At 62.2% G+C, this 19,525-nt stretch carries 19 protein-coding genes; 5 read left to right on the top strand and 14 right to left on the bottom strand.

The genetic code is table 11. The features are described from left to right. Positions 1 to 26: 26 nt before the first annotated feature. From L8V00_RS00810 to L8V00_RS00800, 3 genes are all read right to left on the bottom strand, one after another. Positions 27 to 503: a DUF3592 domain-containing protein gene (locus L8V00_RS00810; RefSeq protein ID WP_269943958.1), complete on the bottom strand. Its 477-nt coding sequence runs from the start codon at positions 501 to 503 to the stop codon at positions 27 to 29. Continuing rightward, the gene (gene menD, locus L8V00_RS00805) at positions 500 to 2,314 is read right to left on the bottom strand and encodes a 2-succinyl-5-enolpyruvyl-6-hydroxy-3-cyclohexene-1-carboxylic-acid synthase (protein ID WP_420840017.1); all 1,815 of its coding nucleotides are present in this window, start codon (positions 2,312 to 2,314) and stop codon (positions 500 to 502) included. Before menD ends, L8V00_RS00810 begins: the two co-directional genes overlap by 4 nt. An 80-nt stretch (positions 2,315 to 2,394) precedes the next feature. Beyond that, the gene (locus L8V00_RS00800) at positions 2,395 to 3,513 is read right to left on the bottom strand and encodes an o-succinylbenzoate synthase (RefSeq protein WP_269943956.1); all 1,119 of its coding nucleotides are present in this window, start codon (positions 3,511 to 3,513) and stop codon (positions 2,395 to 2,397) included. A 44-nt stretch (positions 3,514 to 3,557) separates the two neighbouring features. Here L8V00_RS00800 and L8V00_RS00795 point away from each other — a divergent pair, with 44 nt between their 5' ends. Further along, positions 3,558 to 4,520, top strand: coding sequence for a 1,4-dihydroxy-2-naphthoyl-CoA synthase (locus L8V00_RS00795; protein WP_049048933.1), 963 nt, complete (start codon positions 3,558 to 3,560; stop codon positions 4,518 to 4,520). A 657-nt stretch (positions 4,521 to 5,177) separates the two neighbouring features. On the opposite strand, the gene L8V00_RS00790 is transcribed toward L8V00_RS00795, so the two are convergent. From L8V00_RS00790 to L8V00_RS00780, 3 genes are all read right to left on the bottom strand, one after another. Beyond that, on the bottom strand, positions 5,178 to 6,455 hold the full coding sequence (locus L8V00_RS00790) for an ABC transporter permease (protein WP_269943955.1): 1,278 nt from the start codon (positions 6,453 to 6,455) through the stop codon (positions 5,178 to 5,180). Next, complete coding sequence (locus tag L8V00_RS00785) at positions 6,448 to 7,239, bottom strand: ABC transporter ATP-binding protein (RefSeq protein WP_269943954.1); 792 nt, start codon at positions 7,237 to 7,239, stop codon at positions 6,448 to 6,450. The genes L8V00_RS00790 and L8V00_RS00785 overlap by 8 nt, the downstream gene beginning before the upstream one ends. Before the next feature lie 185 nt (positions 7,240 to 7,424). After that, positions 7,425 to 8,336, bottom strand: a complete 912-nt coding sequence (locus L8V00_RS00780) for an RluA family pseudouridine synthase (RefSeq protein WP_269943953.1) — start codon at positions 8,334 to 8,336, stop codon at positions 7,425 to 7,427. A 111-nt stretch (positions 8,337 to 8,447) separates the two neighbouring features. Here L8V00_RS00780 and L8V00_RS00775 point away from each other — a divergent pair, with 111 nt between their 5' ends. The 4 genes from L8V00_RS00775 to L8V00_RS00760 all read left to right on the top strand — a co-directional run bounded on the left by L8V00_RS00775 (position 8,448) and on the right by L8V00_RS00760 (position 12,431). Next, complete coding sequence (locus L8V00_RS00775; RefSeq protein ID WP_035002996.1) at positions 8,448 to 9,422, top strand: DoxX family protein; 975 nt, start codon at positions 8,448 to 8,450, stop codon at positions 9,420 to 9,422. A 207-nt stretch (positions 9,423 to 9,629) separates the two neighbouring features. Then, entirely contained in the window at positions 9,630 to 9,995 is a 366-nt protein-coding gene (locus L8V00_RS00770; protein WP_005292083.1) for a hypothetical protein, read from the top strand. Between the two features lie 57 nt (positions 9,996 to 10,052). Further along, positions 10,053 to 11,402: an AMP-binding protein gene (locus L8V00_RS00765; protein WP_269943952.1), complete on the top strand. Its 1,350-nt coding sequence runs from the start codon at positions 10,053 to 10,055 to the stop codon at positions 11,400 to 11,402. Positions 11,403 to 11,534: 132 nt separating this feature from the next. Further along, positions 11,535 to 12,431, top strand: coding sequence for a 1,4-dihydroxy-2-naphthoate polyprenyltransferase (locus L8V00_RS00760; protein WP_269943951.1), 897 nt, complete (start codon positions 11,535 to 11,537; stop codon positions 12,429 to 12,431). A 40-nt stretch (positions 12,432 to 12,471) separates the two neighbouring features. Here L8V00_RS00760 and L8V00_RS00755 read toward each other — a convergent pair whose 3' ends face one another. From L8V00_RS00755 to L8V00_RS00720, 8 genes are all read right to left on the bottom strand, one after another. Then, entirely contained in the window at positions 12,472 to 13,164 is a 693-nt protein-coding gene (locus L8V00_RS00755) for a hypothetical protein (RefSeq protein WP_269943950.1), read from the bottom strand. Positions 13,165 to 13,183: 19 nt separating this feature from the next. Next, complete coding sequence (locus L8V00_RS00750) at positions 13,184 to 13,531, bottom strand: DUF4229 domain-containing protein (RefSeq protein ID WP_049048917.1); 348 nt, start codon at positions 13,529 to 13,531, stop codon at positions 13,184 to 13,186. Positions 13,532 to 13,994: 463 nt separating this feature from the next. Beyond that, a complete protein-coding gene (locus L8V00_RS00745) occupies positions 13,995 to 15,056 on the bottom strand; it encodes a phosphotransferase family protein (RefSeq protein WP_269943949.1) in 1,062 nt (353 codons plus the stop codon). Positions 15,057 to 15,060: 4 nt separating this feature from the next. Continuing rightward, positions 15,061 to 15,936, bottom strand: coding sequence for a glucose-1-phosphate thymidylyltransferase RfbA (gene rfbA / locus L8V00_RS00740; RefSeq protein ID WP_269944067.1), 876 nt, complete (start codon positions 15,934 to 15,936; stop codon positions 15,061 to 15,063). Further along, positions 15,936 to 16,631, bottom strand: a complete 696-nt coding sequence (rfbC, locus tag L8V00_RS00735) for a dTDP-4-dehydrorhamnose 3,5-epimerase (protein ID WP_269943948.1) — start codon at positions 16,629 to 16,631, stop codon at positions 15,936 to 15,938. The genes rfbA and rfbC overlap by 1 nt, the downstream gene beginning before the upstream one ends. Before the next feature lie 55 nt (positions 16,632 to 16,686). Beyond that, positions 16,687 to 17,454, bottom strand: coding sequence for an iron ABC transporter ATP-binding protein (locus L8V00_RS00730; protein ID WP_269943947.1), 768 nt, complete (start codon positions 17,452 to 17,454; stop codon positions 16,687 to 16,689). Then, positions 17,451 to 18,509 (bottom strand): iron chelate uptake ABC transporter family permease subunit, encoded by a 1,059-nt coding sequence (locus L8V00_RS00725; RefSeq protein WP_269943946.1) that lies wholly within the window; start codon positions 18,507 to 18,509, stop codon positions 17,451 to 17,453. Before L8V00_RS00725 ends, L8V00_RS00730 begins: the two co-directional genes overlap by 4 nt. After that, on the bottom strand, positions 18,509 to 19,510 hold the full coding sequence (locus tag L8V00_RS00720) for an ABC transporter permease (protein WP_269943945.1): 1,002 nt from the start codon (positions 19,508 to 19,510) through the stop codon (positions 18,509 to 18,511). The genes L8V00_RS00725 and L8V00_RS00720 overlap by 1 nt, the downstream gene beginning before the upstream one ends. Positions 19,511 to 19,525: the final 15 nt, after the last annotated feature.

Here is a 19,525-nt window from a genome sequence, read left to right as displayed (position 1 = left end):
GGCAAACGGAAGGTTACTTTCGCTACTCAAAGTTTGTTTTTCTTCTGCCAGCGTCGGAGCAGCAGCATCAGCATGGCACACACGCCCAGCCCTACGGCCATGGACGATAGTGTCGGCAGGAAAGCCAACGTCCATCCCCTCCCCTGCACCTTTACATTCTCGGGGTCGCTGACTTGGTATTCGACGCGCACGTTCTGCCCCTCCACCAGGCCAGAAGGGTACTTTAGCCCCTCCTCGGGCTGCTGGAAGTTGCCGTCTGCGTCGCGGAAGCGCACGGTGGTCCGCAGCGTCTGCACCGAGACCACCTCCGCCGTCGCTTCGGCTTTATCCCGCGAGATCGCAAAGTCATCCATCGCAGAGGTCACGATCATCCCGCCGCACACCAGCATCACTAGCCCTGCCAGGGCAATAACGGCTTGCTTCGCGCGCCGCAGTCTGCGCGCCGTGCGGATTTGTTTCGGGGTGAGCGTGTCGTTCCTCGCGCGATCTATTGTGCGGTTCATCGTGTGCCCGCAATTCTTTTTTCTATTTCTTGACGCCCACGCCTGCTCACCTTTACTTCCAGCACCGTGATCCCGCTTCCGCCGATCTCGGCGTGCTCGTCGATGGCTGCGGCGAGCTCTTCCACGCTGGTAGCCAGCTTGTGTTCCACTCCGAACCCGGCGCAGAGCTCCGCGAAGTCCAGGTCCAGTGGCGTGCCGAAGACCCGCTCGAAGGCAGCGGTGCCGTCGGCGAAGGTGCGCAAGTTCTCGGCACCGGGCTCGAGGGTTTCGAAGATCCCGCCGCCGCTATCGTTGGTCAGCACGATCAGCAGGTTGTCGGGGCGCGGTTCGAGCGGCCCGATGTTCAGCCCGCCGAGGTCGTGGGCGAATGTCAGATCCCCCATCACGGCGATGGTGCGCGGCGCGCGGATCGCGGTCGGGTCGGCGTGGGCGTGCGCCATCGCCGCGCCCACGGCGGTGGAGATAGTCCCGTCGATCCCCGCCGCCCCACGGTTGGCGATCGCCTGCACACCGTCAAAAGGCAGCCCGGCGCGGGAGGCATCCCGCACCGCCGTAGACGCCCCTAGTACCAGGAGGTCCCCGTCGCGCAGGGCGTCCGCAACAACGGCCACAGCATGCACCGCGGTGAACGGTTCGCGCTCGGCCAACCCGTCGCGGACCTGATTCACGCCCATGTCGCTGATGGCGCGGGCGACCTGCAGCCAACTTTCCGGCTGCTCGCCGCGCGGCCAGACGGTGCTGCCGACCTCATCAACATTGTCGAAAACATCGGTGACGTTACGGGTGTCGCTGAGGGCGATGACGTTGATGTCCTTGTTGGCCAGAAGCTTTGTGACGCCACGGTGGAGGGTTGGCCGACCGATCACCACGATCTGTTCCGGGGTGGTGACCGCCGAGTGTTCACCGTCGCTGACGACCTGGGCACTGAACATGTCTACGGCCGCGCTGTGCACGGGGAAGTCGGGTGCGGGCGCGACGGGTTCCGCGATCGTCGGCACGTCCGCTAGCTCGTCCATGATCGAGCGCGCCCAGGCGACGTCGCTGACGGAGCCCGCGATGACGAGCGTGCGGCGGGAGAGGTCCACCTCGACCTGGCCATAGGGCAGCTTCCGGGAGCCACGGGCGGGCTGACCTGGCGCGTGCGAGTCGTGCGCCCCCTCGGTCGTTGCCGCATCTTCAGCAGCGTCTTCAGCAGCGGCGATTTCGCCCGCCCACAGCGATAGCTCGTCCAGCGTCGGCGGCACGAGCGGTTCCCGCAGCGGCACGTCCAGGTGGGCTCCACCGCCGTCGATGGGATCTGTTGCTGCAGCAATTAGCTTGCGCACCAAGTCGCGGAGCTCCGCTGCGGCATCGGTGCGCTTGGGGGCTTGACCCGTGCCAGCGTCGGCAACGGCGCCTTCCAGCGCCAGCTCGCCCGCGTTCAGGGTGCATACGGAATGGGTGCCGAAGATCTCCGCCTGGTCGATGGTCTGGTTCGCCCCCGAGCCCAGCATGGAAAGCGGCCGGTTCGCCGAGAGCACAACCAGCGGCACGCCGGAAAGCGTGGCCTCCACCATGGCCGGCAGGCAGTTGGCCACGGCCGTCCCGGAAGTCATGACGACCGGCACCGGGCGGCGCGATACCTTCGCCAGCCCCAGCGCCAAAAAGGCCGCCGAACGCTCGTCGGTGCGGACGTGCAAGCGCACCCTCCCGACCCTTTCCGCTTCCACGAACGCCAGGTTCAGCGGCGAGTTCCGCGAGCCGGGGCACAGCACTGCCTCGCGCACACCGCTGCGAATCAGCTGGTCAACCAGCACCAACCCCGCACGCACTGCAATGGGGCTAGTCAGCGCGGCGGAGTGTGTACCAGAATCCTGGGAAGAACTATCAGCGTTAGTCACAGTTCCACAATCTACCTTCCGCCTGCTACGTAGCCATAAGCCGCACGCAAGCGGTTCAGCCACCAATCACGCCGCTCGCCGGTAAGGCGGAACTCCGCCAGCCGGTCGGCATCGGGGGTTACAGCGCCGGTGTGCATGCGACCATCGACAATCCGCCGTTCTGCGAGGTCGCGTTCAAAGAGCGTGCCGGTAGCCAGCCCGGCGGCGTTGGGTTCGGCGACCATGCCATCGTCATCGATGTGCACCAGGCTGGCGGCGGCCTGCAAACCCGCGCCGAGGCCAACCGCGGTATCCAGGGCCGAACTCACCGTGATGGATACGCCGCGTTGCGCGACCTCGCTGGCCACCCGGCGGAGCTGATCCACGCCCCCGAGCGGCGGCACCTTGAGCACGGCCACGTCGCACGCCCCCGCGTCGGTAACCTCCTTGACCGCTGTGATCGGATCCGCGCTCTTACGGATGGCCTCGTCGGCAGCAACGCGCACAAACACTCCCCGCCGCATGAGGCTCTGGCGCACCTCCGCCAGCTCGGCGACGGTGCGGCAGGGCTGCTCCACATAATCCAGCGGACCGTCGGCGACGAGGGTTTCCACGACCTCCAGAGCTTGCTGGACGGTCCAGCCACCATTGGCGTCCATGCGGATCCTCGGGGCACGAACCCCCTGGTCCGCATACCACTGCCGAACTGCACGGACGCGCTGAACATCTTGGCGCATGCTGGCGGCCGGGTCGTTGGCCAGGGCGTTCTTCTCTGCGACCTTGACCTTCACAGTGGTGCAGCCCGGGTAGCGTGCCATAAGCTCGCCGATGATCCCCGGCTGGTCGTCTACGTCCACTGCGGGGATGGTCGCGTTGACGGCAACCCATTCGTCGGCGGGGGCTGAACGGCTAGTTCCATAGCCGTACTGGATCGCCGAACGCAGCCACAGGGAGGCCTCGGCCGGTTCGTATTCCGGAAAAGGGGCGAACTCGGCCCACTGGGACGGGGCGTCAATAAGAAGGGCCTCGCGTACAGTCACGCCACGGAAGGGCACCCGCATCGGCAGGGCAACCACGTCGGCGCGCTCGAGTAACTCGGCGAGCGACGGCAGCGGGAAGGACAGGTTAGAAGATGCGGCGGAACTGTTCATACTTCCTACCTTGCCAAAAGCGGCTGGCCGATAGAATGGCGGGCATGACTGATTCCAGCAACAACCCCTTCAAACCCGAGCTGTGGCGCCCGGTAGATGCGCCGGGTGTAAATAACTTCACGGACATCACCTACCACCGCCATGTTGGCGAAGGCCGCGCCAACGGCATCGTGCGCATCGCCTTTGACCGCCCCGAGGTGCGCAACGCCTTCCGCCCGCACACCGTCGACGAGTTGTACCGGGCGCTGGATCACGCGCGCCGCACCCCGGACGTTGGCACGATTTTGCTGACCGGTAACGGGCCTTCCCCGAAGGACGGCGGCTGGGCGTTTTGCTCCGGCGGCGACCAGCGCATCCGTGGCCGTTCCGGTTATCAGTACGCCACCAGCCACGATTCGGACGTCGCCGCCGCTGGCGCCGATGGGGTGGACGAGGCCCGCGCGAAGGTGGAGGGCGGCCGCCTGCACATCCTGGAGGTGCAGCGCCTGATCCGCACGATGCCGAAAGTTGTGATCTGCCTGGTCAACGGCTGGGCCGCCGGTGGCGGGCACAGCCTGCACGTAGTGTGCGACCTGACCCTGGCCTCCCGCGAGCACGCTAAGTTCAAGCAGACGGACGCCGACGTCGGCTCCTTCGACGCAGGCTATGGCTCCGCCTACCTGGCCAAGCAGGTGGGCCAGAAGTTTGCCCGCGAAATCTTCTTCCTCGGCGAGGCCATCGACGCTGAAACGATGCACCAGATGGGAGCCGTCAACCGGGTGGTGGATCACGCGGATCTGGAGGACACCGCCATCGAATGGGGCCGCAAGATCAACACCAAATCCCCCACGGCGCAGCGCATGCTGAAGTTCGCCTTCAACCTAAGCGACGATGGGTTGATGGGGCAGCAGGTCTTCGCAGGTGAAGCTACGCGCCTGGCCTACATGACCGACGAGGCCGTAGAAGGCAAGGATGCCTTCTTAGAGAAGCGCGAGCCGAACTGGGACGACTTCCCGTACTACTACTAACTAAGGCAGTCCGGGGCTCTCTAAGACAAGTCTTCTTTGACGATTCTGCGCCCTTGGCGAAGCCCGCCTGTCGTCCAATGACTCAGGACGCACAGCGCCAGAGCAAGAACTGAAGTGAGTACGACATGCGGCTCCGTGGGCGCGGGTATCAGCCGAGAGTCCCCTAAAGGGACTAAAGAACGGTAGGCAGGCATAAACCCCTGGATTGCGATACAAGCCGCATAGAAGCCCAGGGAGCTAACTCCCGCCCAGTAGGGACCAATCCACGGTGATAACCCGAGAGTCACCGATGCTACAAGGGTGCTGCTCGTCAGAACCATCAACACTACGGTGTTGGCAGGGTAAATTCTCAATAGCTGCCCCATTGCCACCGCCGCCACAAGCCATATACCCACGAAGGTGACGCACAGGGAAAACAATGCAACCCCTCGTGCACGTGAAGAACTGCCTTCCCATTGAGCACTTAGAGGTTCAATCAAAACTGCCGCCACAGTACTCAAAAGTAGGAAGACCAACTCCATGTAGAGCACGTATTTAGGCTCATATACCGTGTCCCAGTTCACTTGAAATCCACCATCGCCAACCAAGACAACTGCAAACATTGCCAGGAGGGAGGCGCCCACAACCCAACTCAGTCTTCGGGTCTGCCAACCGTACTTAAGAACCTGCATTAGTACCGCCAGAATAACTGCAGGTACTCAGTTCTTCACTGTGTTCCTGCACGATCGTTTCCATCTGAACGTCATTAAACTGTCGCTCTTTAGGATGGTCTGGTTCGCTACTAAAAGTTTCACGGGCCGTGACGGGAACCCTAGACAACAGCCAGTCGTTAACTTCGAAAGAAGTGTTGACAGCAGACTCGGAGGATTCCGGTCCACACACTAGAACCCCGGAAATAGCTTCGATCAATAAAGCACCAAAACGAGATCCTTGACCAGGCTTAAGCCCTACAATTCCAACGCCATAAGGCAAAGGCTTGGCTGTATCGACCAGGGACGAATCTTTCATTTCATAGAAACCCGCCCTCGACCTCCCTACAACATCATCGACTGCATTGAGCGAGGTTCTAATTTTTGCTAATTCGGGCTGGTTCTCCTCGTGTACACACACTGTGCGCTCACCAACTACTTCACAGACCTGTTTTTCTCTGGCAGAGGCAGAATACTCAAAAACCTCCACGGGACCGGCAGGCGAAACCAAAGCGATGATAAACACGGCAATGGGGGCAGCCGAGGACATAATCACTCTAGAAATGACACCCCGAGACCTCGTTGCGCCAGCACTATAGAGAACAAGAACCAAAATCACTATAAAGACAAGACCCAACAGTAATTGCCGGTTCAGCCAACTATCTGAATAAATGAAACTAGGTAGCTTCTCAGCCGGAAGTATCGGAATAAACCGCAAGGTCGAAAATCCATTAACTGCAGACATGGGAAGCACGGCGAGAAGGGCAACCGCAATCAGGGATACTTTCAGATCAGCAGCCAGGTAGCCAATGACATGACCAAGAAACACCGAAAAAACAATCGATCCTAAGATGGCCAGGTAAAGTTTAAACTCCGGTGTTCCACCCCCAGCTGTTGCAATAGCAAAGCCGAAGCAGATAAGCAGTACGGCAACAACGCTAACTATAGACACCGCTAACCACGTTAGTGTTGTCCAGATAGACTGCCCGTAAGGGCTAACTCGAGTTCCAGCCATAGTGCTTATCCGCCCCGGAGAGTGCCCGAGGACCTGCAGCACCGCAGCTATCCCGCCTACGAGTGGCATCACGACGACAAGTGAGTTCGACAAGTTCGACTCAATAAGACCCCACTGCTGATAGGGAGCCTTCAACAACTCAAGTTGAAAGAGGACTTCCGTTAAGGTAATTACACCGGCACCCGCAAGCATGATCCAACCGAGGGAAGACCGAGCATACAATCTAATCATGCTTCGGATCCTCCCCATTCTGGGATCGCAGGCTCTGAACCAAGTCCGAGTATCCAGCTTCAAACTCAGTTCCATATCGAAGGTCATCGCTGGTAGCAAGACCCTCTCCCATACCCTCGAGCGACCCGGAGTACAGGAGCTGCCCCTCTGCTATGACCCATACATCATCAGCCAGATACCGAAGATCTTCCATATGGTGGGTAGAAATAAGGACGAGCCTGTCATCGCTAGCAGCGTCGGCAATGCATTTCCGCATTAGCATTCTCGATTCCGGATCCAACCCCGTAGTGGGCTCGTCGAGAATCATTACCTCCGGCTCGTGTACAAGGACGCACGCGAGTCCAAGCCGTTGCCGTTGTCCACCCGAGAGCGCACCAGCCTTCAGCACTTGCTGCTCATTCAGACGAACAACATCAAGCGAATTTTCCACAGCACGATTAAGTTGCTTCCCCGTTAGACCATTAACCCATCCAACATATTCAACAGTGTCTTTGACACACATCCCGGGAACAAACGTGAAACGCTGCGGTAAGTAGCCAATAGAAGAGTTTCTCTGATACTCATCCATCGTTTTCCGCCCATGCTCTGTCACCAGGTAGGCTGAACCCTTCGGGGATTTCAACCGACCAGTGACAATATTCAGCAAGGTACTCTTACCGGAACCATTCGGCCCCAAGATACCCGTAACACCTTCATTAAAAGTTCCAGTAATGGAGCGCAACACTGGCTTCTTACCAAAGATCTTCCTATACGAGAAGCTCAGTTCTTCTATTGACAGTTTCATGCGTCGGAACTCAACCTCATAGGAAAGTTAGCAACGCACACCGCGATCTCCTTGCCTCTTATCAACATCGGGGCAGCAACTCCACCCTCAAAGGCATTAAATCCCAACAAGGCTGAGGCATCAATAAGATAAGTAAACCTAGCCACTTTTGGGGGCAAAATTGATTGGGTATGAACACCCCTCCACTAGCCGCGCAGCTTATTCCACGCCGGGGGCATCGGGGCGTGCACATCCAGCACCTCGCCATCCGGCAGCGGCACCACCAGCCTGCAGGCGTGCAGCATCAGCATCCGCACCCCCTTCTCCCCGGCCGCCCGGTTAGCGGCGGGGTTCCCGTAGCGAGAGTCCCCGATGATCGGGTGGCCCAGGTGCTGCAGGTGAACGCGGATCTGGTGCTTGCGCCCTGTCAGCAGCTGCACCTCCACAAGGGTGCCCGCAGTTCCCCACGGTTTCTTCACCCACATCTTCGTTTCCGCCCGCTGCCCGGCGCGACGGTCCACTACCGTGGCCGCCCCGGTTTTGCGCAGTGGCACCTCTATCCGTTGCGTTTGCCTACCGGTCCTTTTCACCCCGCCGGAAACCACCGCCAGGTAGTAGCGCTGGATGTCCTCCCCGCCGGTACGTAGGAGCTCCTGCAGGTGCCGCAGCATCTTCGATTTCTTGGCCACTATCAGTAGCCCGGAGGTTTCCTTATCAAGCCGGTGCGCCAGCTCTAGTTCCTTTTCCTTCGGCCGTAGCACGCGCAGCGCCTCGATCACCCCAGCCTTGACCCCGCTGCCCACGTGCACGGCGATGTTGGCGGGCTTATTCACAACGAGCAGGGCGTCATCTTCAAACACGATGTGCCGGGACAGCCTGCGGGCCAGTTGTTCCGCCGCCTTGCGATCCCCCGTTGGCGCCGGTTTCTCCGCGGCGACTTCCAGGGCGGGCAAGCGAACCTTGTCGCCGGCAACGGTGCGCTGGTCGGGTTTGCACTTGGCGCCGTTGACGGTGATCTGCTTGGTGCGCATCAGGCGGAACAGCACCGTGGCGGGTACGCCCTTGACCTGCGAGCGGATGTACTTATCCAGGCGACGATCCGCCTGTGAGTCGCTCACGATCAGGGTCTGAGGTTCGGAATGATTCATGGTGGCTCTGGCCTCTATCTGTAGCAGATTGACCTGCCACAAGCCCGGCCATGCCACCGCTAAGTTGGTAGCGTTAGCGACATGAATATTTTTAAAGATGTTTGCATCACGATTTCCCGCATCCTCGTGGGCATCGTGCTGATCGCCCACGGTTGGCAGAAGTACGATTCCTGGACTATCGACGGCACGGCACAATCCTTCGAGTCCATGAGCGTGCCGTGGCCAAACGCTTCCGCGCAGATCGCCACCTACTTCGAGCTCGCCGCGGGCGTGCTGCTGATCCTCGGCCTGCTGGTCCGGATCGTCGGCCCACTGCTGTTTATCCAAATGGCCTTCGCTTTTGGCTTCGCTCACTGGGGCAAGGGTGTCTTCGTCGCCGATGGCGGCTGGGAGCTCGTCGGGGTTCTGGGCGCGGCGGGCCTCGCCCTGGCCGCATCCGGCTCGGGTCGCTTTAGCTTGGACTATCTCTTTATGACGCCCGTACGTGCCCGCAAGGAACGTAAGGAGAAGGCAGCGCAGGAGGCCAACGGTAGCTATACTCCCGCAGCCGCGCCTGCCGGAGCGGCTGGAGCCCCGAACGCAACTCCGAATGCAGCTCCGAATACTGGCCAGAGCCCGTACGGCAGCTATGGGTCCGCCAACCAGGGCTCTAACTTCCAGGGCTCCAATTACCAGGGTTCTAATTTCCAGGGCTCGCCCGCGCAGGCCCCCAACAACCAGAGTTCCAACTTCTGGGGCAACAACCAGGGCAATAAGTCCCAGAACAGTAAACCCTGGAACAATCGAGGAAACGACGGCTACGCTGGCTACACCATCGGTGGCACGGACAACGCTGGCAGTGCTGGCGCCGCTGGCGTTGCCGGTGGCGCCGGTGCGGCGGGCATGACGAACGGCAGCGACGCTGATGCCCCTACCACCCAGTGGAACAGCGACCAGAGCGGTGGCCCCTCCAGCAACAACAGTTTTGGCGGCTTCTCCAGCTCCGGTTCAGATTCCGGCTCGGACAGCGGCTCCAGCGGTGGAGACGGCGGCGGAGATGGCGGCGGTGGCGACTAAAGGCCACAGGCCACCCACGCCCTGCATCTGAGCAGCACACACTACCCCGCAGGAGGGCAGAAACCCTCCTCCGCGGGGTTTTGTTTTTAAGTTCTCTAAACCCAAATAAGGTGGGTAGAAAAAATGCTTGACTTTTCCAACAATTGTTGATTACCCTATGTTTTAATATTGCAAATCCACGGATATTGAGGAAGGAGAGAGCGCATCATGTTCAACCCATTTAGTCAGCTCCGAGCAAAGCTCTGGACGACCGACACCACCGAGGGGCCCGACCCGGCAGCCCCCGACGAGACCAATGCCCCCGATGTCGCCGATGCGCTCCCCCTCCCCGAGGAGTACCGCATCTACCTCGAAGCCAACCGTGACCTCCCTACCCCCTTTTTGAACGCTTTGGATACTCGCAGCCCCTCTTACCTCGACATCATCGCCTACCTCATCGACACCGGAAAGACTCCCGCTACGCGCCAGGACGTGCAGGCCAGCTTCCTCGCCATTCATAAGCGCCTTCCCGGCCCGGCGGAGCTGGAATCCACCGTGAAGCGAGTCCAGGAGTTCGGCCTAGAGGCCAGCTAACCGCACAGCCCCACTGTTCGGAGAATGCTGCCCGAGCCGGCTTGTACATTGGTCAGCATGACCGGAAACTCTTCCCTCGTCCCCCTGCAGCCGACCGTCATCAGCGCGGCCTCGCCCGAGCTTTTCGCCACCTCCCTGGAGGCTCTAAAGCGGCTGCTCGCGGGGGAAATCTCCATCCTCCCCCTCCCCGCGGATTGGGAGCAAACCTGCCCCGAACTGCCGAAACAAATGCGCGCAGGGAGTTCCCTTAAAGACGATTTGGTTGCGCCCGGCACACTCATCGCCTGCACCTCTGGCTCCACAGGCACGCCGAAGGGTGCGGTGCTCGGGTCGCGGCAACTCACCACAAGTGCGGACGCCACCGCCTCCTTCATTGAGCGCCATTATCAAGCGCAGCCGGGGGCGTGGCTGCTCACACTTCCGGCCCATCACATCGCAGGACTGCAAGTGATGCTACGCAGTCTGCGGGCGGGCTACACTCCCCTGGCCGCTGCGCACTTGCAAGCCCAACACCTACAAGCTCAGCGCCCGCACGCCGGCGTGCGTTTCACCGCAACCGGCTTCATCGCAGACACAGAATCATTAGCGGAAACCTACCCCGACGTGGACCTCTACACCTCCCTCGTACCCGCACAGCTGGAAAGAATCGCTGAAGACCCCGCCGCCGTTAAGGCACTGAAGCGCTACGTCTGCGTGCTGGTGGGTGGCGCGGCGGCGCGTGAGGGCGTCATAAAAAAGATGGCCGAGGAAGGAGCCCAGATCGCGCTGACCTACGGCTCCAGCGAGACGGCGGGCGGGATGGTGTACAACGGCCAACCCCTGCCGGGCGCGCAGGTGCGGGTCGACGGCGCGGACGAGCGCGGGGCCGGGCGCGTGCGGATCAGCGGGCCGATGGTGGCGGACGGGTATCGCAACGTGGATTCGGCGGAGGCGTTTCCGGTGGCAGGTGAGTTCGTGACTTCCGACATCGGGCTTCTGGAAGGCGGCGTTCCGGAAGGCAACGGCGAAGAGTCAGTCGGCACGCTGCGGATCCTCGGACGCGCTGATGGGGCCATCAACACCGGCGGATATAAGGTGCTCCCCGAAGAGGTTGAAAAGGCCATCTGCCAGCTGGTTCCAGATGCCAAGGCCGCGTTCGCAGCAGGCGTGGAGGATCCCAAGTACGCGGAGTTCGGCGAGTCAATCGGGGCGCTGGTGGTACTGCGAGAGGCTGGCAACGGCGCGGCCGAGCACCCCCGCGAAGTGACCGACCTGGTGCGCGAGGCAATGCGCGGGCAGGCGGGGCCAAGTCTGATTCCCAGGCGTGCCTGGGCTATCCGCGAGATGCCGACCACTGGGCCGGGCAAGACCGACCGGCAGCAAGCCGCCGCGATGCTGGACGAGCTCTACGGGCAGCCGCACTCGTAAACGCCCCGGCACCTACACACCCCAGCACCTACGAGCTTGGGTCCCGGCGCCTACGGACTAGACTGAAGAGGTTTGCGGCACCCCATACTCGCGGGCGCCGCTCCCCAGTGCGAGCCCCAAGAAAGGCGGACCATGACTTCCACCCCCAGGCAGTATCCCGGCGCGACCCCGGCCCAGTGGCTGGAGGGAGCGCGCCCGCACACCTGGGCAAACGCCGTTGCCCCGGTGCTGGCTGGCACCGCGGCGGCCACCCTGGCGGGCGAGGCAAACCCCCTGCGGGCCGTACTGGCCGGGGTTGTAGCCCTGGCGATGATCGTCGGCGTGAACTACGCCAACGACTACTCCGATGGCATCAAGGGGACGGACGATGACCGCTCCGGCCCACTGCGCCTAACCGGCAGTGGACTCGTGGAGCCGAAGAAGGTCAAGTACGCGGCGTTTGCTTCCTTCGGCGTGGGAGCGGTCGCCGGCATCGCGTTGAGCCTGCTGAGCGCCTGGTGGCTGGTCCTCGTCGGCGCGGCTTGCATCGCCGGCGCATGGTTCTACACCGGCGGCAAGAACCCCTACGGCTACCGAGGGCTGGGTGAAGTCGCGGTGTTCGTGTTCTTCGGCCTGGTCGCGGTGCTAGGGACGGAATTCACCCAGACCGGCAGCGTGAGCTGGCGCGGCCTGCTGCTGGCCATCGCCGTCGGCAGCCTCTCCAGCGCCGTGAACCTAGCCAACAACCTGCGGGACATTCCTACTGACGCCGCCACCGGCAAGATCACCCTGGCCGTTCGCCTGGGGGACGCGAATACCCGCCGCCTGTGGGTGGGGCTGGTTTCCCTGGCCGTGATCGTCACTATCGGCATCAGCATCGGCCACTGGTGGGGGCTTATCGCCCTGCTGGCGGTTCCACTATTCGTGGTGGCAGCCCGCCCGGTGACCGGCGGCGCGGAGGGCCGGGCGCTGATTCCCGTGCTGGGCATGCTGGGCCGCGGAATGCTGCTGTGGTCGGTACTGGAGTTTGCCGCCGCCCTGCTGGCCTAGCCTGAGCAGCCCTGCTGATCCAGGCAGAGCTAGCTTTGGGCTACGCGGGAGCCGGGCCGAAGTCCACCCCGTGGAATCGGACATTGTCCGCGATCTGCTGGGTCAGGCCATCCCGCCAAGCCATGGGAACGGCGGAGCCCAACTTGAAGGTCACCCCGATCGCATCGACCTCGTAGATTCCTCGCGGCAAGCTCGGCACTGCTGCCTCCACCTGCACCGATTGGATGCGGTACACATCCAACGCAGACTGCGTCGGTACGCCAGGGCGACCGGGGCTACCGGGGCGGAGCACCACCTGAAGTGCAAACTCCCCATCCAAGACCCCGGCACTGCGCGTCCACTGATCGGCAAGCTCGGGGCCGAGCCCCACCGACTCCGGCCCCGCACTTTGGTAACGAGTGCTGATCACGTTCACCCGCGCAATGTCGCTCCATGGGATTCTTATGGCTGCATCCCCCACCCCCGAATCGTCCACGACAAGCGCCGGGTTGATCGTCGTACTGGAAGTAGCCCGCGCATTGACCTGTCGCTGGCTGGTGTACCAGCCAAACATCGCAAGCCCCACCAGGGCGAGGGCTACCAGCGGAATCAGAGTCTTCTCGACCACCATCATGGCTACACACCCCACAGCGAGGGCGGCGAACACTAGCCCAATAGCCAGCCCGCCGAGCTGCTTGCCCCGCTGTGTTCGCGGGTTTACCCACACCACAACGTCCTGGGGTCTGCCATACATGGCAGTCAGTTTAATCGCCTTAGTCGTCCAGGCGCTCGCGCAATTGGTTACGCAGCTCCTGCTTGTGGGCCTGCCTATCGGCATCCCACGCCGCCACCTGTCGGGTCACCCGCAACCGCAGGCCCTTGAACATGAACATCGACAGCGGCAGAGCCAGGATCAGCGCCAACGTCATGCTAATCAGCAGCGGGAAGTAGTTCGCCATTCCCAGCAACACCACGACCATGTGGATGATGAACGTCAGCACCAGGAACAAAACCAGGCGTAAGAAGCCGTACAGTGCAATGTCACGTACAGCCTTGCCCTTGTCGACCGACGGGCTCTGACCCTCCGTCGTGTCCTTTGCCTTCACATCATCATTAGTCACGCCCCCAACACTACGTTCACCCCCTGGATAACCGGTAATCACCGGCTGGAAGTAAACGCGGGTGAATCCTCTATGCTGGAAGCCATGGGTCGCCTTGTTTTGCTCATCTTGATCATCGTCACCATCGTGCTGCTGTGGAAGGCATTCGGTCCACAGACCTGGGGAAATGGGTCGCCGTTGAGGCGAAAGGGCGTCAATAATAAACAAGAAGGGCTAAGCCACAAGGGGCCGGACGACGACCCGGACTTCCTGTGGAACATCGAAAAAGAGCGCTTCAAGAAACGCCGCGCGCAGGAGGCCAAGGACGCGGAAGAGGCCGAGCGGAAGCGCCGCCAGGAGCTCCGCGAACAGCAGCAACGCGAGGCACGCGGCGACAAGCGCAGCGAGAACACCCGCGACGAGCAGAGGCCGAATGGCCCGGAAAACACGGGCGGCCCGGACACCCCGAAAGACGGGGGGGTAACTAAAGCAGCTCCATGCGCGGCGAACGGCCCGTGCGGTAGTGGTCGATCAGCAGGAAGATGTTGTCCCAGTCCTTGTAGACCTCCGCGCGGCGCAGCACACCCGTGTCCTCGGCGCTCTCGGAAGTGCGGCCTCCATCCGGCGCCCGGTACAGCGGCCCCGGCATCGGCTGCGGCACACCCGGCACAACGGGGGCTTGGCGGCGCTGCTCGTGCTGGATAATCGCCTGTTCGTAGACCATCTTCGGCAGCTCCGGGGCGATGCCCGCAAAGTGCGCATAGTCCAAGGCGGGGTCGCCGACGGTCATGTCGGAAAAGTCGATCACGCCCACGCCGCCTTCGGCGTTCCACAGCATGTGGTCCTCGTGCAGCTCCCCGTGGGTCAGGGCGCGCTGCTGTTCAGACCGGGAAAGCATCTCATCTACCTGTGCAAACACGCGCTCCACGAACTCCGCTTCCGCAGCACTTAGGTGCGGGGCAAGAATCGTTTCCGTGCGGGACTTCATCAGTTCCAGCTTGCCCGGTAGGGTGCGTGGCGCGTGGTTCAACTCACTGGTCGCCTCGCCGTCGGTCCACCAGGAATCCACGCGGCTCATCGGCAGCACGTCCGGGTCGAAGGCGTGCATCGTGGCAAGTAGGCTGCCCAGCTGCTCGGCCACCCACGCGCGCTGGCTGGTGGACAGCGTCTGCCAAAGCTCGGCGGTCAGCGGTTCGCCCAGCAGCTCGGTCTGCATGGTCAACATCACGGGCTCTGCGGTGTTGAAGGTCCCCCGCGCGTAGGCCTGCCGCACCGTCCCGGGCACCCGCACTTTGGTGCGGCGGAACAGCTGCGCGATCAGTGAGGATTCCAGCATCGCCTGTTCCCGGTATTCCTTCTCGAAGGGTACGCGCACCACGACGGACTCAGGCAGCATGTCGTTGAGTTCATACTCCTTCGAGCGCAGCCCGTCCAGAATCACCACTGCGTGGTCGATGCCCTGCTTCGGCACGCGCTGGCCCGTCCATTCCAGGTCGCGCCAGGTGCGTGCGACCATCTCCGGGATGTTCTCGATCGAAATAGCCACTTGTCTACCGCTCTTTCCCACGCTTCAGCAGCCCGCTGAGGTACTGCCCGTAGGCGCTTTTGCCCAACTTTGACGCAGATGCCTGCAGCTCCGCATCGTCAATGTAGCCCAGGCGCCACGCGACTTCCTCCGGGCAGCTGATCTTCAGGCCCTGCCGCTGCTCGACTGCGCGGACGAAGTCCCCGGCGGCGGCCAGGTCGTCCACCGTTCCCGTGTCCAGCCAGGCAGTACCGCGTGGCAACACCTCTACGTGCAGGCGCCCCTCCGCTAGGTAGCGGCGGTTGATGTCTGTGATCTCCAGCTCCCCACGCTCACTAGGTTCCAGCGACTTGGCGATCCGCACCACGTCGTTGGAGTAGAAGTACAGGCCGGGAACTGCATAGTTGGACTTGGGTTCCGCGGGCTTTTCCGCCAAGCTCAGGGCCGTGCCTTCGCGGTCGAACTCCACCACTCCGTATGCCTCGGGTTCGGCCACCCAATAGGCGAAGATCGCCCCGCCGTCCGGGTTGTGGAAGCGCCGCAGCTGAGTGCCCAGGCCAGTGCCGTAGAAGATGTTATCGCCCAGCACGAGGGCCACCGCGTCGTCGCCGATAAAGTCCTCGCCCACGATGAAGGCTTCCGCCAGGCCATTCGGTTGGTCCTGCACCGCGTAGCTGATCTGCACGCCGAACTGCGAGCCGTCGCCCAGCAGCCCGCGGAACTGCTGCGCATCCGCTCCCGTGGTGATCACCAGGATGTCGCGAATGCCCGCCAGCATCAGAGTCGTCAGCGGGTAGTAGATCATCGGCTTGTCGTACACGGGCACCAGTTGCTTGGAAATGCCCTGCGTAATCGGCCACAGCCGCGAGCCGGTTCCCCCGGCCAGAATGATGCCCTTCATCAGTCGGCCTGCTCCCACTCGTCGGCGGCCTGCAGCGCCTCGGCCCAGTCGGCGCGTAGTTGTGCCTCCCATGCCCGCACCTCGCGGTATTCGGGCAGGCGGTCGCGCACCTCGCTCAAGCTCGGCGCCGAATCGTCCTTGGTGGATAGTACGGCTTGTTCCTTAGTGACGCCCCAAGCTACAGCCAGTTCCGCATCAAACGGGTCGATACCGTATTCCCTCTGCGGGTTGTATGCCTCGGTGACCAGGTAGTTCACGGTCGTCTGGTCGGTGTGTGCGCGGAACCCGTGGCCCACACCCAGGGGCACGTAGACGCTGAAGTTATTCTCCGCAGACAGCTCCACGGTGATGTGCTGGCCGAACGTCGGCGAGCCCACGCGCACATCCACCAACACATCCGTAATCGCACCGGAAAGGCAGCTGACGAACTTCGCCTGCCCCGGCGGCACATCCGCCAAGTGAATGCCCCGGACCACGTTGCGGGAGGAGCGCGAGAGGTTCCCCTGGGCTACCTCGAAGGGGTAGCCCAGCTTCTCGCCGAAAGCCTCCGCCTTGAAGCTTTCGTGGAAACTGCCGCGCTCGTCGCCATACACCTTCGGCACATAAGCCCAGGCGCCGGGGATGGGAAGATCCACAATGCTGCCGGGTTCAGCGGTTGCCAGTAGCTCGTCGATGCGCGGGGTGGTTTCACTCATGGTTTCTACTTTAGCGGCGCTGCCGGACAGCCAACGGAAAGGTTATGCGGCGGGCTTAGAAGTAGCAGGCCATCGGCCCATCGGGGCCGTCGACGACTGTCACGGGGGTGTCGAAGATGTCGGTCAGGATCTCGTCGGTCATGAGCTCCTCCGGGGTGCCGAAGCGCACGATCTGTCCGTCCTTGACGGCACAGATGTTGTCCGAGTACTTCGCCGCGAAGTTAATGTCGTGCAGCACCACAATGATGGTGCGGCCAAACTCCGAGGCCGCTCGGCGCAGGTGCTTCATCATCTGCACCGCGTGGGCGATGTCCAGGTTGTTCAGCGGCTCGTCCAGCAGCACATAGTCGGTCTCCTGGCACAGCACCATCGCCACATAAGCGCGCTGCCGCTGCCCGCCGGAGAGCTGATCCAGATAGCGGTTCTCCAGCTCGCGGAGGTTGAAGAAGTCGATATAGGTGGAAATGATCTCCTCGTCCTTCCGCGTCAACCTTCCCTTCGAGTACGGGAAGCGGCCGAAGCCCACCAGCTGTCGGACCGTCAGGCGGGTGACGAAGTGATTCTCCTGGCGCAGGATCGACAGCACCTTCGCCAGGTCCTTGGACTTCGTGGTGCTCACATCAAAGCCGGCGACCTCGATGGTTCCCTCGTCCAGGTCCAGCAGCCTGCCCATCATGGTGAGCAGGGTGGACTTGCCCGCGCCGTTGGGGCCGACCAGGGAGGTCACTCCCCCGGCGGGGATCTCCAGGTTCACCGGACCGATGCTGGCTCCGGAACCGGAGGCGTCACTATATTTCTTAGCGACTTCGGACAGCTTGATCACAGTCGCCCCTTTCTAAGAATGACGTAGAGGAACACCGTACCGCCGACCAGCTCAATGATGATCGAGACCACGCCTTGCGCGTAGAAGATGTGATTCATCACGAAGTACGCGCCCGCCAGTACCAGGAAGGCCGTGGCGATGGCCATCGGGAAGACATAGCGGTGATCGGAGGTGCCCGCGAACTGATAGGCCAGCGTGGCTACCAAGAATCCCAGGAAGGCCATCGGGCCAACCAACGCGGTGGAGACGGCCATGAGGACCGCGACCAGGATGAGCACCACGATCGCCTTGCCCCGGTGATTAATGCCCAGGTTCGTTGTCGCATCTGGCCCCAAGGCCAGCACGTTGAGAGTGCGGGACATCAACAGCAGCGCGCCCGCGGCCACGGCAACCAGCACGATAGAAATCGGAAAATACTCCGGCTCCGCGTTATTCACCGACCCGAACAGGCGGGCGGTCAGCAGGTCGAAATCGCTGGGCGTCAATAGGCGCTGCATAAAGGTAGACACCGACCCCAAACCTGCCCCGATAACAATGCCGACCAGCAACATCGCGTGCATGTTCGCGTTCTTGCCGGTGAGCAGCCAGGAATACAGCAGCAGCGCGAAGCCGACCATGAGCACCAGCTGGATGATGTAGGTGGTCATGGTGCGGGCCTCCACCAGACCGCTGCCGCCCAGGAAGAACACAGTGGAGGTGTGGATGGCCACGTACAGCGACTCGAACCCCATGATCGACGGGGTGATGATGCGGTTATTCGTCACCGTCTGGAACGCCACCGTGGCCACGGCCTGGGCAACCGCGACGATGGCGATGGCGATCACCGCGTTCATGCGGCGCTCTGCCAGCAGCCAGAAGCCGCGCGTGCCGAATGGCATCGGGTTGCCATAGGCCAGCAGCCCCACCGCGGAAGCCGCGCCCAGGACAACGATGATGCCGAGGGCTAGCCAGTACTTCGCCGCCATCGACTGCGTGGGGAACGCGCCTGAGGAGCGGCCGGGCGTGCTCGAGAGCAAACGCTGCGGCACCAGCCGCTCAAGGGTTTGGTTCGTCATTAGCGGTTCCTCACAATCAGCACGACAAAGACCACAGCGCCGACGATGCCCAGCACCACGGAAACAGGGATTTCGAAAGGCGAGATCAGCGTGCGGGCCAGCAGGTCACAGGCGGCGACGGTAGCGATGCCCACAAGGCACACCCACGGCAGGTTGCTGCGCAGGTCATCACCGCGGATCATCGAGACGATGTTCGGCACGATCAGCCCCAGGAAAGGCAGGTTGCCGACCACGACCGTCACCACGCCCACGGCGATGGCGACCATGATGGTGCCGACCAGCACGATCCGGCGGTAGTTCATGCCCACACTCGTGGCGAAGTCTTCGCCGAGTCCAGCCAGGGTCAGCCGGTCGGCCAGCAGGAACACGCCTACCACGACCAGCAGCACCACCCACAGCACCTCGTACTGGCCCTTGTAGACTGAGGTGAAGCTACCAGCGAACCACACACCCAGCTGCTGCAGCATGTCCGTCTGCAGAGCCACAAAGGTGGAAACCGCAGAGACGACCGCACCCAGCATGATGCCCACAATCGGCACGATCAGCGAGGAGCGCAGCGATACCCGCTGCAGGAAGAAGAAGAACACCATCGCGCCGACAAAGGAAAACACGACGGCACCGACCATCCGTCCCATCACGGACGCACCGGGAAAGACGATCATCACGAAAAGCAGCCCCAGACCTGCCCACTCGGTAGTGCCGGTGGTGGTCGGTGAGACGAAGCGGTTCTGCGTGAGCATCTGCATCACCAGCCCGCACATAGCCATCGCCGCGCCCGCCAAAACCAATGCGATGGTGCGCGGGACGCGGGTGATGGAGAACATGTCGATGCCATCTTGCGCGTTGAAAACATCGTATTCGCCGATCAACAGACTGCCGACGAGAAGCGCCCCTACAACCGCTGCGGCGACCAGGAACTTCCAGTCGACGAGTTTTCCCCGGGTACGCGCAACCCGAGGTTCATTGCGAACCTCGGGTGACGTAGTGCTCTGAGCAGTCATTCCAGCTGGTCAATT

Origin of the sequence: Corynebacterium evansiae (assembly GCF_027570065.1) — a bacterium.
Taxonomy (GTDB): domain Bacteria; phylum Actinomycetota; class Actinomycetes; order Mycobacteriales; family Mycobacteriaceae; genus Corynebacterium; species Corynebacterium evansiae.
The sequence above is the reverse complement of the archived record's forward strand: the minus strand, read 5'-3'. Positions and strand labels throughout refer to the sequence as shown.

Bases quoted from the DNA above. Each gene is read 5' to 3' on its own strand.
- L8V00_RS00810 (WP_269943958.1), bottom strand. From the start codon at position 503: ATGAACCGCACAATAGATCGCGCGAGGAACGACACGCTCACCCCGAAA.
- L8V00_RS00800 (WP_269943956.1), bottom strand. From the start codon at position 3,513: ATGAACAGTTCCGCCGCATCTTCTAACCTGTCCTTCCCGCTGCCGTCG.
- L8V00_RS00795 (WP_049048933.1), top strand. From the start codon at position 3,558: ATGACTGATTCCAGCAACAACCCCTTCAAACCCGAGCTGTGGCGCCCG.
- L8V00_RS00790 (WP_269943955.1), bottom strand. From the start codon at position 6,455: ATGATTAGATTGTATGCTCGGTCTTCCCTCGGTTGGATCATGCTTGCG.
- L8V00_RS00785 (WP_269943954.1), bottom strand. From the start codon at position 7,239: ATGAAACTGTCAATAGAAGAACTGAGCTTCTCGTATAGGAAGATCTTT.
- L8V00_RS00775 (WP_035002996.1), top strand. From the start codon at position 8,448: ATGAATATTTTTAAAGATGTTTGCATCACGATTTCCCGCATCCTCGTG.
- L8V00_RS00770 (WP_005292083.1), top strand. From the start codon at position 9,630: ATGTTCAACCCATTTAGTCAGCTCCGAGCAAAGCTCTGGACGACCGAC.
- L8V00_RS00765 (WP_269943952.1), top strand. From the start codon at position 10,053: ATGACCGGAAACTCTTCCCTCGTCCCCCTGCAGCCGACCGTCATCAGC.
- L8V00_RS00760 (WP_269943951.1), top strand. From the start codon at position 11,535: ATGACTTCCACCCCCAGGCAGTATCCCGGCGCGACCCCGGCCCAGTGG.
- L8V00_RS00755 (WP_269943950.1), bottom strand. From the start codon at position 13,164: ATGTATGGCAGACCCCAGGACGTTGTGGTGTGGGTAAACCCGCGAACA.
- rfbA (WP_269944067.1), bottom strand. From the start codon at position 15,936: ATGAAGGGCATCATTCTGGCCGGGGGAACCGGCTCGCGGCTGTGGCCG.
- rfbC (WP_269943948.1), bottom strand. From the start codon at position 16,631: ATGAGTGAAACCACCCCGCGCATCGACGAGCTACTGGCAACCGCTGAA.
- L8V00_RS00725 (WP_269943946.1), bottom strand. From the start codon at position 18,509: ATGACGAACCAAACCCTTGAGCGGCTGGTGCCGCAGCGTTTGCTCTCG.
- L8V00_RS00720 (WP_269943945.1), bottom strand. From the start codon at position 19,510: ATGACTGCTCAGAGCACTACGTCACCCGAGGTTCGCAATGAACCTCGG.